General features: G+C 64.4%; 13 protein-coding genes. 2 read left to right on the top strand and 11 right to left on the bottom strand.

Going from position 1 to position 13561, the window contains the following annotated elements:
• Positions 1 to 10: 10 nt before the first annotated feature.
• The 10 genes from N2604_RS09440 to N2604_RS09395 all read right to left on the bottom strand — a co-directional run bounded on the left by N2604_RS09440 (position 11) and on the right by N2604_RS09395 (position 8367).
• On the bottom strand, positions 11 to 1483 hold the full coding sequence (locus N2604_RS09440) for a sodium:proton antiporter (protein ID WP_409241692.1): 1473 nt from the start codon (positions 1481 to 1483) through the stop codon (positions 11 to 13).
• Positions 1443 to 2240 carry an alpha/beta hydrolase gene (locus N2604_RS09435; protein WP_260376191.1) on the bottom strand — a complete coding sequence of 266 codons (798 nt, stop codon included), beginning with the start codon at positions 2238 to 2240 and terminating at the stop codon, positions 1443 to 1445. The genes N2604_RS09440 and N2604_RS09435 overlap by 41 nt, the downstream gene beginning before the upstream one ends.
• 28 nt (positions 2241 to 2268) lie before the next feature.
• A complete protein-coding gene (locus N2604_RS09430) occupies positions 2269 to 2439 on the bottom strand; it encodes a hypothetical protein (RefSeq protein WP_260374457.1) in 171 nt (56 codons plus the stop codon).
• Between the two features lie 13 nt (positions 2440 to 2452).
• Positions 2453 to 3850, bottom strand: a complete 1398-nt coding sequence (locus tag N2604_RS09425) for an NAD(P)(+) transhydrogenase (Re/Si-specific) subunit beta (RefSeq protein WP_260374456.1) — start codon at positions 3848 to 3850, stop codon at positions 2453 to 2455.
• A gap of 39 nt (positions 3851 to 3889) precedes the next feature.
• A complete protein-coding gene (locus tag N2604_RS09420; RefSeq protein ID WP_014492434.1) occupies positions 3890 to 4207 on the bottom strand; it encodes a proton-translocating transhydrogenase family protein in 318 nt (105 codons plus the stop codon).
• Positions 4208 to 4218: 11 nt separating this feature from the next.
• Positions 4219 to 5346, bottom strand: a complete 1128-nt coding sequence (locus N2604_RS09415) for a Re/Si-specific NAD(P)(+) transhydrogenase subunit alpha (RefSeq protein WP_260374455.1) — start codon at positions 5344 to 5346, stop codon at positions 4219 to 4221.
• 137 nt (positions 5347 to 5483) lie between these two features.
• Complete coding sequence (locus N2604_RS09410; protein ID WP_018317799.1) at positions 5484 to 5636, bottom strand: aa3-type cytochrome c oxidase subunit IV; 153 nt, start codon at positions 5634 to 5636, stop codon at positions 5484 to 5486.
• Positions 5637 to 5733: 97 nt separating this feature from the next.
• Entirely contained in the window at positions 5734 to 6129 is a 396-nt protein-coding gene (locus N2604_RS09405; protein WP_260374454.1) for a type II toxin-antitoxin system death-on-curing family toxin, read from the bottom strand.
• A gap of 12 nt (positions 6130 to 6141) precedes the next feature.
• Positions 6142 to 6366 carry an AbrB family transcriptional regulator gene (locus N2604_RS09400; protein WP_124162834.1) on the bottom strand — a complete coding sequence of 75 codons (225 nt, stop codon included), beginning with the start codon at positions 6364 to 6366 and terminating at the stop codon, positions 6142 to 6144.
• Positions 6367 to 6459: 93 nt separating this feature from the next.
• The gene (locus tag N2604_RS09395) at positions 6460 to 8367 is read right to left on the bottom strand and encodes a M3 family oligoendopeptidase (protein ID WP_260374453.1); all 1908 of its coding nucleotides are present in this window, start codon (positions 8365 to 8367) and stop codon (positions 6460 to 6462) included.
• A 127-nt stretch (positions 8368 to 8494) separates the two neighbouring features.
• Here N2604_RS09395 and N2604_RS09390 point away from each other — a divergent pair, with 127 nt between their 5' ends.
• Entirely contained in the window at positions 8495 to 9991 is a 1497-nt protein-coding gene (locus N2604_RS09390) for a sigma-54 dependent transcriptional regulator (RefSeq protein WP_260374452.1), read from the top strand.
• A 42-nt stretch (positions 9992 to 10033) separates the two neighbouring features.
• Here N2604_RS09390 and N2604_RS09385 read toward each other — a convergent pair whose 3' ends face one another.
• Positions 10034 to 10990, bottom strand: a complete 957-nt coding sequence (locus N2604_RS09385; RefSeq protein WP_260376190.1) for an IS481 family transposase — start codon at positions 10988 to 10990, stop codon at positions 10034 to 10036.
• A 391-nt stretch (positions 10991 to 11381) separates the two neighbouring features.
• Between N2604_RS09385 and N2604_RS09380 the strand changes: the two genes are divergently transcribed.
• Positions 11382 to 13547, top strand: coding sequence for a murein L,D-transpeptidase (locus tag N2604_RS09380; RefSeq protein WP_260374451.1), 2166 nt, complete (start codon positions 11382 to 11384; stop codon positions 13545 to 13547).
• Positions 13548 to 13561 lie beyond the last annotated feature (14 nt).

Below are 13561 nucleotides of genomic sequence, written 5' to 3'. Positions count from 1 at the left end.
GTCGGCGGATTCAATGCCACTGCAGGATGGGCGCGACCGGCAGGAACGTCAGCAACAGGAACAGCGGGATCAGCACGGCGCCCGCGCGCAGGAGATAGCCGAAGAAGCTCGGCATCTCGATGCCGTTCTCGCGGGCGATGCTGCTCACCATGAAGTTCGGCGCGTTGCCGATATAGGTGAGCGCCCCCATGTAGACGGCTCCCATCGAGATCGAGGCGAGCGTGCCCGAGAGCTCATGCATCAGCACGTGCGGGTCCCCGCCGGCAAGCTCGAAGAACAACAGATAGCTCGGCGCATTGTCGAGGAATGCCGACATCAGTCCGGTGAACCAGAAATAGGCGACCTCGCGCGGGGTGCCATCCGGCCCCGTCACGGCCGACAGCAGCCAGGCGAACGCACCGTGATGGCCGGCATTGAGCATGGCAATGACCGGGATGATGGCGACGAAGATGCCCGCGAACAGCTTTGCGACCTCGCGGATCGGCTCCCAGGTGAAGCCGTTGGCTTGCCTGTGCTCGTCGGGTGTCAGCCATACCGACAGCGCCGCGATGGCCAGCAGCATCAGATTGCGGACGAGGTCCTCCAGATCAAGCCTGGTGCCGAGAACATCGAACGCGATGCCGGGCTTCCACATCGCCGAGGCGAGCAGGCTGGCGACGATGGCCGCGATCAGCACCAGATTGATGAGGCCGCGGATGCGGACCGGCCGCGCGGGCTCGGCGTCGCCGGGCGGCGGCTCGCTGCGAAAGCGCCAGACGTCGATGACGGCGAAGATCGCGAGCAACAGACCGGCAACGAGCGCGGTCTGCAACCAGATGGCCTGCGTGGTCCAGAAGAAGTCGACACCATGGAGGAAGCCGACGAAGAGCGGGGGATCGCCGAGCGGGCTCAGCGCGCCGCCGACATTGGCCACCAGGATGATGAAGAAGATGACGACATGGGCGTTGTGGCGCCGCAGCCGATTGGCGCGGATCAAGGGGCGGATCAGGATCATCGCGGCACCCGTGGTGCCGACGATGCTCGCCCCGAACGTGCCGAGCGCGAGGATGCCGACATTCGCCGCCGGCGTGCCGTTGATGTCGCCCGTGATGAGGATGCCGCCGGCCACGACATAGAGCGCGAACAGCAGCACGATGAAGCCGAGATATTCGGCGAGCATGGCATGGACCAGCGCCGCCAGCGTCGCCATGCCGCCGGCGAAGACGACGAGCGCGGCGAGCGCCAGCAGCGACCAGGCAGCAGTGATCTTGCCGTAGTGGTGATGCCAGATCTTTGGGCACAGCAGCGGCCCCAGTGCGATCGACAGCAACAAGCCGGCAAACGGCAGCGCATAGGGCCAGCGCATCGCCGCACCGTCGAGCCCGGTCGCGGCAAGCGCATTCTGCGGCAGAAACGTCAAGCAGGAGACGGCGAGCGCAGGAACGTAACGTTGAGCCAAGCCGTCAGCCGCCAATGAAGCCTCTCGCCGTTTCGATCGCGCCATATTGATCGAGATTGTCGTGCCCGCCGCCCACCATGCGAACGAACCGCTTGGGCTCGCGGGCGAGTGCGAACAGACGCTCTCCGAAGACGATCGAAATGGCAAGGTCATTGGTGCCATGCATGACGAGCAGCGGCACCGTGACGCGCGACATGCGCTGGTCCGAATGGAACGGGTCGCGCATCAGAAGGCGGACCGGAACGAACCAGAACGATAACCCCGCAATGTCGGCTGTCGACGTATAGGGCGCCTCCAGGATGAGTTTTCCAATGCGCTGCTCCGAGGCGAGCGCGACCGCGACGCCCGTCCCGAGCGAAAAGCCCCAGACGACGATTCGTTCCGCCGCATAACGCGCGGTGGTGAACGCGTAGGCCGCTGCAGCGTCGCGCAGCAGGCCCTGCTCGCTCGGCATCCCGCTCGAGCCGCCATAGCCGCGATAGGACAGCGCAACGAGGCCGGTGCCGTCGGCAGTCATCGCCTTGAAACGGCTGACGCGGCCGGCGAGAAAATCGCCATTGCCGTGGAAGTAGAGGATCACCGAACGACCGGGCTTGGCCGGCACGTGCCAGACGATGACCTGCTCGCCATCAGACGTGGTCAGGACATGCTCTTCCGCCTCGGGAAGGCCCGCAGCGTCGGGTGCGGTGCGGCCGACGGGCGGGATCGGAAACAGCATCTCGCGCTGGCGGACATACAGCACGACGAGACCGGCGCAATAGACGGTCACGAGCACGATGGCGATCCACTTGACGATGGTCATCATTGCGCGGCCCGCCCCCGGGTTGAGACTAGGGCTTGCGACGGCTCCGCAGCAATTTCATGACTTCGGGCCGCAGGCTCGCCGGAACGTCGCGACAGCCGCACGCCGCCTTGTGGGCAGCGTGCCAGGCGATGCGCTGCTCGCGCGTCGCCTTGGGCGGCATGCGATGGGACCGGTGCCATTCCTTGTTGATGGCCACGGTCCCTCCCGCGTTACATCGCCTTGACGATGTTCTCGGTGACCTTCTTGGCGTCGCCGAGCAGCATCATCGTGTTGTCGCGGTAGAACAGCGGATTGTCGATGCCGGCATAGCCCGAGGCCAGCGAGCGCTTGATGAACATCACCGTGCCGGCCTTCCAGACCTGAAGCACCGGCATGCCGTAGATCGGCGAGGACTTGTCCTCTTCGGCCGCCGGATTGGTGACGTCGTTGGCGCCGATCACGAAGGCGATGTCGGCCTGCGCAAATTCGGAGTTGATGTCCTCGAGCTCGAACACCTCGTCGTAGGGCACGTTGGCTTCGGCGAGCAGCACGTTCATGTGGCCGGGCATGCGGCCGGCGACCGGGTGAATGGCGTATTTCACCTCGACGCCTTCCTTCTTCAGGATGTCGGCCATCTCGCGCAGCGCGTGCTGGGCCTGCGCCACCGCCATGCCGTAGCCGGGCACGATGATCACCTTGGAGGCGTTCTTCATGATGAAGGCCGCATCGTCGGCCGAGCCGAGCTTGGCGGGCTTCTGCTCGCCCGTGCCGCCGCCGGCCGCCGCGGTCTCGCCGCCGAAGCCGCCGAGGATGACCGAGATGAAGGACCGGTTCATCGCGTGGCACATGATGTAGGACAGGATCGCGCCGCTCGATCCGACCAGCGCGCCGGTGATGATCAGCGCGGAATTGCCGAGCGTGAAGCCGATGCCGGCGGCCGCCCAACCCGAATAGGAGTTCAGCATCGAGATCACGACCGGCATGTCGGCGCCGCCGATCGGGATGATCATGAGCACGCCGAGCAGAAGCGCCAGGATGACGTTGAGCCAGAAGAACACCGGACTGCCGGTGACGACGAGGCCGACGATGCAGGCGACCAGCGCGATCGCAAGCACGATGTTGATCACGTGGCGGGCCGGCAGGATGATCGGAGCGCCGCTCATCCGTGCCGACAGCTTGAGGAAGGCGATCACGGAACCGGTGAAGGTCAAAGCGCCGATGGCGACGCCGAGCGACATTTCGACCAGGCTTTGGGTGTGGATGTTGCCTGGAGTGCCGATATCGAAAGCCTCGGGCGCATAGAATGCGCCGGCGGCGACCAGCACCGCGGCCATGCCGACCAGCGAGTGGAAGGCCGCGACGAGCTCCGGCATCGACGTCATGGGCACGCGCCGCGCGATCACCGCGCCGATCGCAGCGCCGATCGCGATGCCGACAATCACCAGCACCCACGCGAGACCGTCGGCCGGCGGATGGTTGGCAAGCGTGGTGGCGACCGCGATCGCCATGCCGATCATGCCGAACAGATTGCCCTGGCGCGACGACGCCGGGCTGGACAGCCCGCGCAGCGACAGGATGAACAGCACCCCCGCCACGAGATACAGAAATGCAGAGAGGTTGGCGCTCATCTCAGGTCCCCATTGATCCCATCAGCCCGAGGTGGCCGCTCACTTCGACTTCTTCTTGTACATCGCCAGCATGCGCTGGGTGACGAGGAAGCCGCCGAAGATGTTGATGCAGGCAAAGATCAGCGCGACGAAGCCGAAGGCGCGCGCCCAGCCCGAGCCGCTCGAAACATTGGCAACGCCGCCGGCAAGCAGCGCACCGACCACGATCACCGAGGAGATCGCATTGGTCACGCTCATCAGCGGCGTGTGCAGCGCCGGTGTCACCGACCACACGACGAAATAGCCGACGAAGACGGCGAGGACGAAGATCGACAGCCGGAAGATGAAGGGGTCGACGACCTGTGCAGCGTGCTCCATAACGGGTCTCCTTAAACCTTCGGCTGGAAGTTCGGGTGGATCACGGCGCCGTCTTTCGTCAGCGCGGTGGCCTTGACCAGCTCGTCGTCCCAGTTCACGGCGAGCTTCTTCTCCTTCTTGTCGACCATGGTCTCGATGAAGGAGAACAGATTGCGGGCATAGAGGCTGGAGGCCGAGGCTGCGACGCGGCCGGCGACGTTGGTGTAGCCGACGATCTTGATGCCATCGAGGTCGACGACTTCGCCGGCCTTGGCACCCTCGACATTGCCGCCGCGCTCGACGGCGAGGTCGACCAGCACCGAGCCGGGCTTCATCGACTTGACCATGTCGGCACTGACGAGCTTCGGCGCCGGGCGGCCCGGAATCAGCGCGGTGGTGATGACGATGTCCTGCTTCTTGATGTGCTCGGCGGTGAGCGCGGCCTGCTTGGCTTGGTATTCCTTGGACATTTCCTTGGCATAGCCGCCGGCGGTCTGCGCGTTCTTGAACTCCTCGTCCTCGACGGCGAGGAACTTTGCGCCGAGCGATTCCACCTGCTCCTTGGTGGCCGGCCGCACGTCGGTCGCGGTCACGACGGCGCCGAGACGGCGCGCGGTCGCGATCGCCTGGAGGCCGGCGACGCCGACGCCCATCACGAACACTTTCGCGGCGGGCACCGTGCCGGCTGCGGTCATCATCATCGGAAAGGCGCGGCCGAAGGCCTCGGCGCCCTCGATCACGGCACGGTAGCCGGCGAGATTGGCCTGCGAGGACAGCACGTCCATCACCTGCGCGCGGGTGATCCGCGGCATCAGTTCCATCGCGAAGGCGGCGATGCCGGCGTCGGCCATCGTCTTCAGCGCGGCCTCGTTGCCGTAAGGATCCATGATCGCGATGACGAGGGCGCCGCGCTTGTACTGCGCAAGCTCGGATGCCTCGGGACGCTTCACCTTGATGATGATATCGGCGTCCTTGAGCGCGTCAGTGCTGACGGTGGCGCCGGCTGCGGTGAATTCGGAATCCGGCAGGCCCGACTTGATGCCGGCACCCGGCTCGACGGTGATCGCGGCGCCGAGCGCCTTGAATTTTTTCACCGTATCGGGCGAAGCGGCAACGCGCGGCTCCGACGGATCGATTTCCTTGGCAACGGCGATCTTCATAGGCCCTCCGGCGACGCGGGACAAAGCGCGCACGCGAACTTAGCGTTACTCCCGCAACGTTGGATACCGGTTTTAGAACCGGCTTGAATGCAAATTTTATGGGCACCGACAGCGCTGGCGGTGCGACAACGGATGGATCAGGTGAGGAAGATCGCCATCAGGATCACGATGAGCGCGACCGAGGCCGTGCCGTATTTCACCAGCTTGATGAAACCCTCATAGGTCTGCTCGTGGGCAACGTAGTCGTTGCCGTCGGCAGTGCTGTACGCCACTTCGCTATGGTCAGCCATGGATTGTCCCCAGTCGAAAGTCGAATTCTCGGGCTGGGATACCTGAAAGATTTAGACAGGGCAACGGCAGCGAGGCGGGGTTTTCCGGCAAATCGGGTCATTTGGAATCCAGATTGTCGCGGATCCAGCGCGCGAGGCTCTCCTCGCTGACTTCGCCGGCGGCGAGAGAGAGGATGATGGTCGTCGCTTCCGCCGGATCGGGACTGAACGCCACGCCGTTCTTGTGCAGAAAGACCATCATCGCCATGAAGGCGATACGCTTGTTTCCGTCGACGAATGCGTGGTTTTTCGCAAGGCCAAATGCATAGGCTGCAGCGAGTTCGTCCATCGGCGCCTGCTCATAGCGCCACTTGTTGATCGGCCGTTCCAGCGCCGAGCGCAGCATGCCCTCGTCGCGCAATCCCGGCGCACCACCGAAGCGCCGGAGTTGCCGGCTGTGAATGGCGACGGCCTGCTCGTAAGTAATCCAGAGCGGCTCCTGAGGATCGCTCATTGCATGAGCCGACTATTTCGCAAGCGCCGCGAGCGTGTCGCGATACTTGTCCATCACCTCGTCGGCGATTTCCATCGTCCGCTCGAAGTCGGGATCGTAAGGCAGCAACTGAAAACCACCGCCGGGTAATTCCACGACGTGCAATTGCTGTCCGCGCTTGAGATCGAGCCGCTGCATCAATTCACGGGGAAGCAGCAGTCCGTCGGAATTGCCAATCTTCTTGATCTCGATCTTCATGGCATGGCTCCAGCGATGTTATACATATGTATAACATCGCCCAAGCTTTAGTTCAACAGATGTTTTACGTGGGTCCCACCAAAAGCGCTCACCTCAGCCCATCGCCTCGAGCTCGTCGATCATGCCTGCGATGACGCTCAAGCCGCCGTCCCAGAACTTCGGGTCCTTGGCATCCAACCCGAACGGGCGCAGCAGCTCGGAATAGTGCTTGGTGCCGCCGGCGGCGAGCATGTCGAGATAGCGCTCGGCAAAACTCTCGGCCGCGCTCTCGTAGACCGCATAGAGCGAGTTCACGAGACAGTCGCCGAACGCGTAGGCGTAGACGTAGAACGGCGAGTGGATGAAGTGCGGGATGTACATCCAGTAATTCTCGTAGCCCGCCTTGATCTCGATCGCCGGCCCGAGGCTCTCGCCCTGCACCGACAGCCAGATTTCGCCGAGCCGGGTCGCGGTGAGCTCGCCGTTCTTGCGCTCGGTGTGGACCGCGCGCTCGAAGGAATAGAACGCGATCTGCCGCACCACGGTGTTGATCATGTCCTCGACCTTGCCGGCGAGCAGCGCCTGGCGCTGCTTGGCGTTCTTGGTCTGGGCCAGCAGCCGCTTGAAGGTGAGCATCTCGCCGAACACGCTCGCGGTCTCCGCCAGCGTCAGCGGCGTCGGCGCCATCAGCGCGCCGTTCTTTGCCGCGAGCACCTGATGGACGCCATGGCCGAGCTCATGCGCGAGGGTCATCACGTCGCGCGGCTTGCCCTGGTAGTTCATGAGCACGTAAGGATGCGCCGACGGCGTGGTCGGATGCGAGAACGCCCCCGGCACCTTGCCCGGCCGCACCGGCGCGTCGATCCAGCGGTCGGTGAAGAAGCGCTCGGCGATATCGGCCATTTTGGGCGAGAAGCCGCGATAGGCCGTCAGCACCATGCTGCGCGCCTCCGGCCAGGCGATGACGTCAGTCGCCGCAAAAGGCAGCGGCGCGTTGCGGTCCCAATAGGCCAGCCGCTTCTTGCCGAACCATTTCGCCTTCAGCGCATAGTAGCGATGCGACAGCTTTGGATAGGCTGCGCGCACCGAGGCGACCAGCGCGTCGACGACCTCGCGCTCGACGCGATTGTTCAGATGGCGGGAATCGGCAACGTCCTTGAAGCCGCGCCAGCGGTCGGAGATGTCCTTGTCCTTGGCGAGCGTGTTGGTGATCAGCGCAAAGGTGCGCTCATTGGCCTTGAAGGTCTTCGCCAGCGCCTCCGCCGCGCTCTTGCGCTTGGCGCCGTCGCGGTCCTGCAACAGGTTGAGCGTCGGCTCGATCGCGAGCTCCTTGGTGCCGAGCTTGAAGCGCAGGCTGGAGATGGTCTGGTCGAACAGCCGGTTGAAGGCTGAATAACCGGTCTGCGCCTTCTCCAGGAAGAGCTGCTCGAGCTTGTCGTCGAGCTGGTACGGCTTCTCCTTCCGCAGATCCTCGATCCAGGGACGGTAGTGCGCCAGCTCGGCAGCCTGCATCGCGCGATTCAAAATATCGTCATCGATCCGGTTGAGCTCGAGCGCGAAGAACAACAGATGCGTGGACGCGGCCGTCAGCCGCTCGGACACATCGCCGTAAAACTTTGAAATCGCTGGGTCCACGCTGTCGCCGGCATGGACGAGGCCGGCATAGGAGCCGAGACGGCCGGCGAGATCGTCGATCGCCTCATAGCGTCGCACCGCTTCGGCGAGCCATTTTCCGCCATCTTCGTTTGCTGTCCCTGTCGCCAGCTTGCCCTTGTAGTCCGTCTCGAAGGCGACGCAGTCGGCATCCATTTTCTCGAGATCGCGCGCCACTTCCGGCGCGTCGATCCCGGAATAGAGGTCGGCCAGGTTCCACTCCGGAAGCTTGCCGGTCTTGCTCGCAGCTTTGGAGGGTCTTGCCTTGGCGGCGGATTTTTTGGTGCTCGGCTTACGGAGAGCGGGCTTGCTGGGTGCGGACTTCTTGAGAGCGGTCTCGGTCGAGGCAGACTTGGAGCGCGAATTCATTGTGTGGGAAACCTGTGTTCAACAATCGCGGCGGCGGGCGGGGGCATCAAGGTTTAAGCGTGCGTTAATCGGCTTCGGCCAGAGTGCCCCGATTCGAGACAGATAGTAGTAGCGTGCGGGGAACACCATGGCTGCCAGTATTTTGATCGCCGACGACGACGCTGTAGCCCGCCGGCTGGTCGAGAACATGGTGCAGAAATGCGGCTATGAGACGGTCGTCGTGGACTCCGGCGACGCCGCAATTGCCGCCCTCACCGCCCCCGACGGACCGGCCATCGACGCGGTCATCCTCGATCTCGTGATGCCCGGCCTCGACGGCATGGGCGTATTGGCGAAGATCCGCGAAGCGGGGCTGAGCGTCCCCATCATCGTGCAGACCGCCCATGGCGGCATCGACAACGTGATCTCCGCGATGCGCGCGGGCGCGGCCGATTTCGTCGTCAAGCCGGTCGGCGTCGAGCGGCTCCAGGTCTCGCTTCGCAACGCGCTCAACACGTCCGCGCTGAAGGGCGAATTGCAGCGCATCCGTCACAGCCGCGAAGGACGACTCACCTTCTCCGACATCATCACCCGCTCCGAAGCGATGGCGGGCGTGATGCGCGCCGCTCAGAAGGCGGCAAACTCCGCGATCCCCGTGCTGATCGAGGGCGAGTCCGGCGTCGGCAAGGAGATGTTCGCGCGCGCCATCCATGGCAGCGGCGAGCGCAAGGCCAAGCCGTTCGTTGCGGTCAATTGCGGCGCGATTCCCGACAACCTCGTCGAGTCCATCCTGTTCGGCCACGAGAAGGGCGCCTTCACCGGCGCCACCGAGCGGCACACGGGCAAGTTCGTCGAGGCTCATGGCGGCACGCTGTTTCTGGACGAGGTCAGCGAGCTGCCGCTGACGGCGCAAGTGAAGTTGCTGCGCGCGCTCCAGGAAGGCGCCGTGGAGTCGGTCGGCGGCCGCAAGCCGCTCAAGGTCGACGTCCGCATCATCTCGGCGACCAACCGCAAGCTGCTGGAGCGGGTGAAGCAGGGACATTTCCGCGAAGACCTGTTCTATCGGCTGCACGTGCTGCCGCTGACGATCCCCTCGCTGCGTGCCAGGCGTGAGGATATCCCGCATCTGCTCAGGCATTTCATCGCGCGCATCGCCGCCGAGGAGAACCGCCCGATCACGGGGATCAGCGGCGAGGCCGTGGCCCACCTTGCCCAGCTCGACTGGCCCGGCAACATCCGCCAGCTCGAGAACGCAGTCTATCGCGCCGTGGTGATGAGCGACGGAGACCAGCTCGGTCTCGGCGACTTCCCCCTGCTCGCCTCGCATCCGCATCCCGCCACGGATATTCCATCCGCCCCGCTGATGCTCGAGCCGGCGGCGACGCCTTCCCTGGTGTCGGGTAATGAAATACCAATTGCTCCACTCCCCCTGATGGGAACGCTCTCCATGCTCACTGCGACCGGGGATGTCCGCTCGCTGGAAGACATGGAGAACGAGATCATCCGTTTCGCGATCTCGCACTATCGCGGCCAGATGTCCGAAGTGGCCCGCCGCCTCAAAATCGGCCGCTCGACGCTCTACCGCAAACTCGACGAGGCCGGGGTTCCTGGGCATGGCGGCAAAAGCGGTGAAGAGACGCACTGAGCCCAGTGCGAACGGCGGTTCGCGCGGCGGTGCGAGACCGCTCTAAGTGTGGAGCCTCAAGAGGTTGTCCTCGGTTAGACCGAGCCTGCTGATCGGCGTTTGAGATCTTATCCCGCCGTGGGGGCGATGCCAGTTGTATCGATGGAGCCAACGGGGCAACTCCTCGGCGCGGCGGTCGGAGGTGGGATAGGCTTGCGCATAGGCCCACTCCCTGAGCGCGGTCTGGATGAAGCGTTCGGCCTTGCCATTGGTTTTGGGCGTATAAGGCCTGGTTCGCTTGTGCTTGAGGCCGAGCTCCTGGCAGGCGTCGCGGAAGTCGAAGGCTTTGTAACAACTGCCGTTATCGGTCATGACCCGGGTGACGGTGACGCCGAGGCCTTTGTAATAATCAATGGCCGCTTTGAGGAAGGCTACGGCGCTCTCGGCTTTTTCATCGGGCAAGATCTGGGAGAAGGCGACGCGGGAGTGATCGTCAATGCAGACGTGGACGAATTCCCAGCCGACCCCTCGGTTGTTGCTCTGACCGGTGCGATCGCCGGTGATGCGGTGGCCGATCTTGTCGAAGCGGCCGAGCTTTTTGATGTCGATGTGGATCATCTCGCCCGGCGTTTCGCGCTCATAGCGGCGCACCGGCTCGGCCGGCTCCAGGTCGCGTATCCGGTTCAGTCCCAAACGACGCAGAATGCGGCTCACAGTGGCCGTCGATATCTTGAGTTCGACCGCGATCTGCTTGCCGGTGTGGCGCTGGCGCCGCAAGACCTCAACAGCGGTGCATGTGGCAGGCTCTGTTTGGCTCGGCAGTGAATGAGGTCGTGACGAGCGGTCGCGCAAGCCATCAACGCCTTCCATGCGGAAACGGCCGACCCATTTGGCAACCGTTTTCGGCGTCGTATTGAACTGGCGCGCCGCGGCTGCTTTGGACAGGCCGAAATCCACGACGGCACGAACCATCGCCTCTCGACCTTTCGGTGTCAGGGGAGCATTCTTGTGGGTGTCCATTCGGTTCTCCGCGAATCGCTGTGGTTTGGCGACTTCAGAGTTCCCGGTCAGGGCCGAATGGACAACCTCCTGAAAGACCACATCTAAGCCGCTCGCATGATGACAGAATTCGGTTGCGATTGAACCGTGACTTGGAAGTGACAGACAGAGGGAAAAGCGCGTGGCAGAAGCCTGCAATCCGTTGCCAAGAGGCTCCCTTGAAGTCAGTTTGTGGTGAGTTGTCCCGGGTAGCGCTGGCTGCAAAATCGGGGCCTGTGTATCGTCTGCGTCAGAATCGTTGCGTGCAGGCGTGCAACTTTCGAGAGGCCGGCGCGGTTTTAGCCGAAACTCATTAATAGGCGATAACGAAGCTGTTCCACGAAGGAACAGTTCACCCGAGGGGTGCGACACAATGCGTGACTGTTTGAATCATCGTGTGGGCTTTGACCGTGTCTTGATGACGGTCGCGGCGACCTTCCTCACGGTGTCGGCCAGCTCGGCCCTGGCACAGGATCAGGCGCGCAGCAGCGCTGCCGAGCTCGCGATCGAAGCTGCGATCCCGCGCCCGGAGCCGGCAAACGTCCCGCCCCCGACTGCAGCCGACATCAAGCTGGACACCACCGCCACGGTGCAGGATTCCGTTAAGGACGCCGCGAGGGACTCCGCCAAGGCGGACGTCGCGCCGGCGCCGGACAAGGTCGAGACCAAGCCGTCCGACGTTGCCACCACACCAGCGCCAGAAGCGCCGAAGAGCGAGACTGCGAAGACCGAGCCGGCCAAGGCCGACACCGCGACCGCCACGCCGGCGGCTCCCGCAGCGCCGGCCGCCGAGCCGGTGAAGGCCGCAAGCAACGTGCCCGCCGCCGACCAGCCGGTCGCGGACAGGCTCAAGGACATGATCGGCGCCAAGACCTCGCGCCATTTCGACCGCAAGAACGAGCGCGCGGCCGTCGAGAAGTTTTACGGCGCGCGCGACTTCGCGCCGGTCTGGACGCAAGGCGGTAGCCTGACTGCTGCGGCCAAGGGCGTGATCGCGCGGCTCAAGGACGCGGCCTCCGACGGTCTCAATCCCGCCGACTATCCGGTGCCGGATTTCGCCGCGGCCACGACACCCGATGCGCTGGCCGATGCCGAGCTCAAGCTCACCGCCGGCATGTTCGACTACGCGCGCCACGCCCAGAGCGGCCGCATGCATTGGTCGCAGGTCAGTGGCGACATCCTCTATCCCGAGCACCCGGTCGACCCCGGCGAGGTGCTCGCCAAGGTCACGACGGCGGCAGACGCCTCCGCGGCGCTCGACAGCTACAACCCGCCGCACAAGCTCTACAAGGAGCTGAAGGCCAAGCTCGCCGAGCTGCGCGGCCAGGGCAGCGGTCCGGTGATCGAGATCGCCGACGGTCCGGCGCTGAAATATACCCCGGCCGGCAAGAAGCAGGCTGAGATCGTCGTGGAAGATCCGCGCGTGCCGCAACTGCGCGCCAAGCTCGGCCTCGCCGAGAATGCCAGCGACACCCGCTACGACGCTGCGGTCGCCGAAGCCGTGCGCAAATTCCAGAGCGGCGCCGAGATGAAGCCGACCGGCATCCTCGACGACAAGACGGTCAAGGCGCTCAACACCCCCAAGCGCGACAAGCAGATCGACGTGGTGCTGGTGAACATGGAGCGCTGGCGCTGGCTGCCGCGCGACCTCGGCGCGCCGTCGCTGGGCGATGCCTATGTCATCCTCAACATTCCGGACTTCACGCTGAAGGTGATGCAGCGCGGCCAGCAGGTCTGGACCACCCGCGTCGTGACCGGCAAGCCGGGCTCGCATGCGACCCCGCTGCTCACCGAGACGATGAAGTACATCACGGTCAATCCGACCTGGAACGTGCCGCCGTCGATCGTCTACAACGAATACCTGCCCGCCTTGCAGCAGGACCCGACCGTGCTTCAGCGCATGGGCCTCAGGCTCGAGCAGAACCGCGACGGTTCGGTGCACATCTCGCAGCCGCCCGGCGAGGCCAACGCGCTCGGCCGCATCCGCTTCAACTTCCCGAACAAGTTCCTGGTCTATCAGCACGACACGCCGGACAAGCATTTGTTCGCCAGGGACGAGCGCGCCTTCAGTCACGGTTGCATGCGCGTGCAGAATCCGGATCAGTATGCGTCGGTGCTGCTCAACATCGCCATGCCGGGCGAGAAGTACACGCCGGAGCGCGTGCGCAGCATGTACGGCAAGAGCGAGATCGACCTGAAATTCCCGACCCCGATCCCGGTCAACATCACCTATCAGACCGCGTTCGTGGACGACGCCGGCAAGCTGCAATTCCGCAAGGACGTCTATGGCCGCGACGCGACCATGATCAACATCCTGAAGAACAACCGCGGCAAGGACCTCGAGGCCGTCGTGGCGCATTCCCAGCCGAGCTATTCGCGTCCCGCGACGACGCTGCCCTCCGGGGTGGCCGTGGCCAACAATGGCAGCGGCTTCGGCTCGTCCGGACCCAACTTCTTCGAGCGGTTGTTCGGGGCGTCCACCCCGGCCGCGCCGCCGGCGCCGGTCGGCCGCCGTCCGCAGCGGGTGTTTACCCGCTGAGCCCCGCTCGGCAC

This window comes from Bradyrhizobium sp. CB1015, from assembly GCF_025200925.1.
Lineage (GTDB): Bacteria > Pseudomonadota > Alphaproteobacteria > Rhizobiales > Xanthobacteraceae > Bradyrhizobium.
Note: the sequence above shows the minus strand (reverse complement) of the source record. Positions and strands in the feature narration are given on the sequence as shown.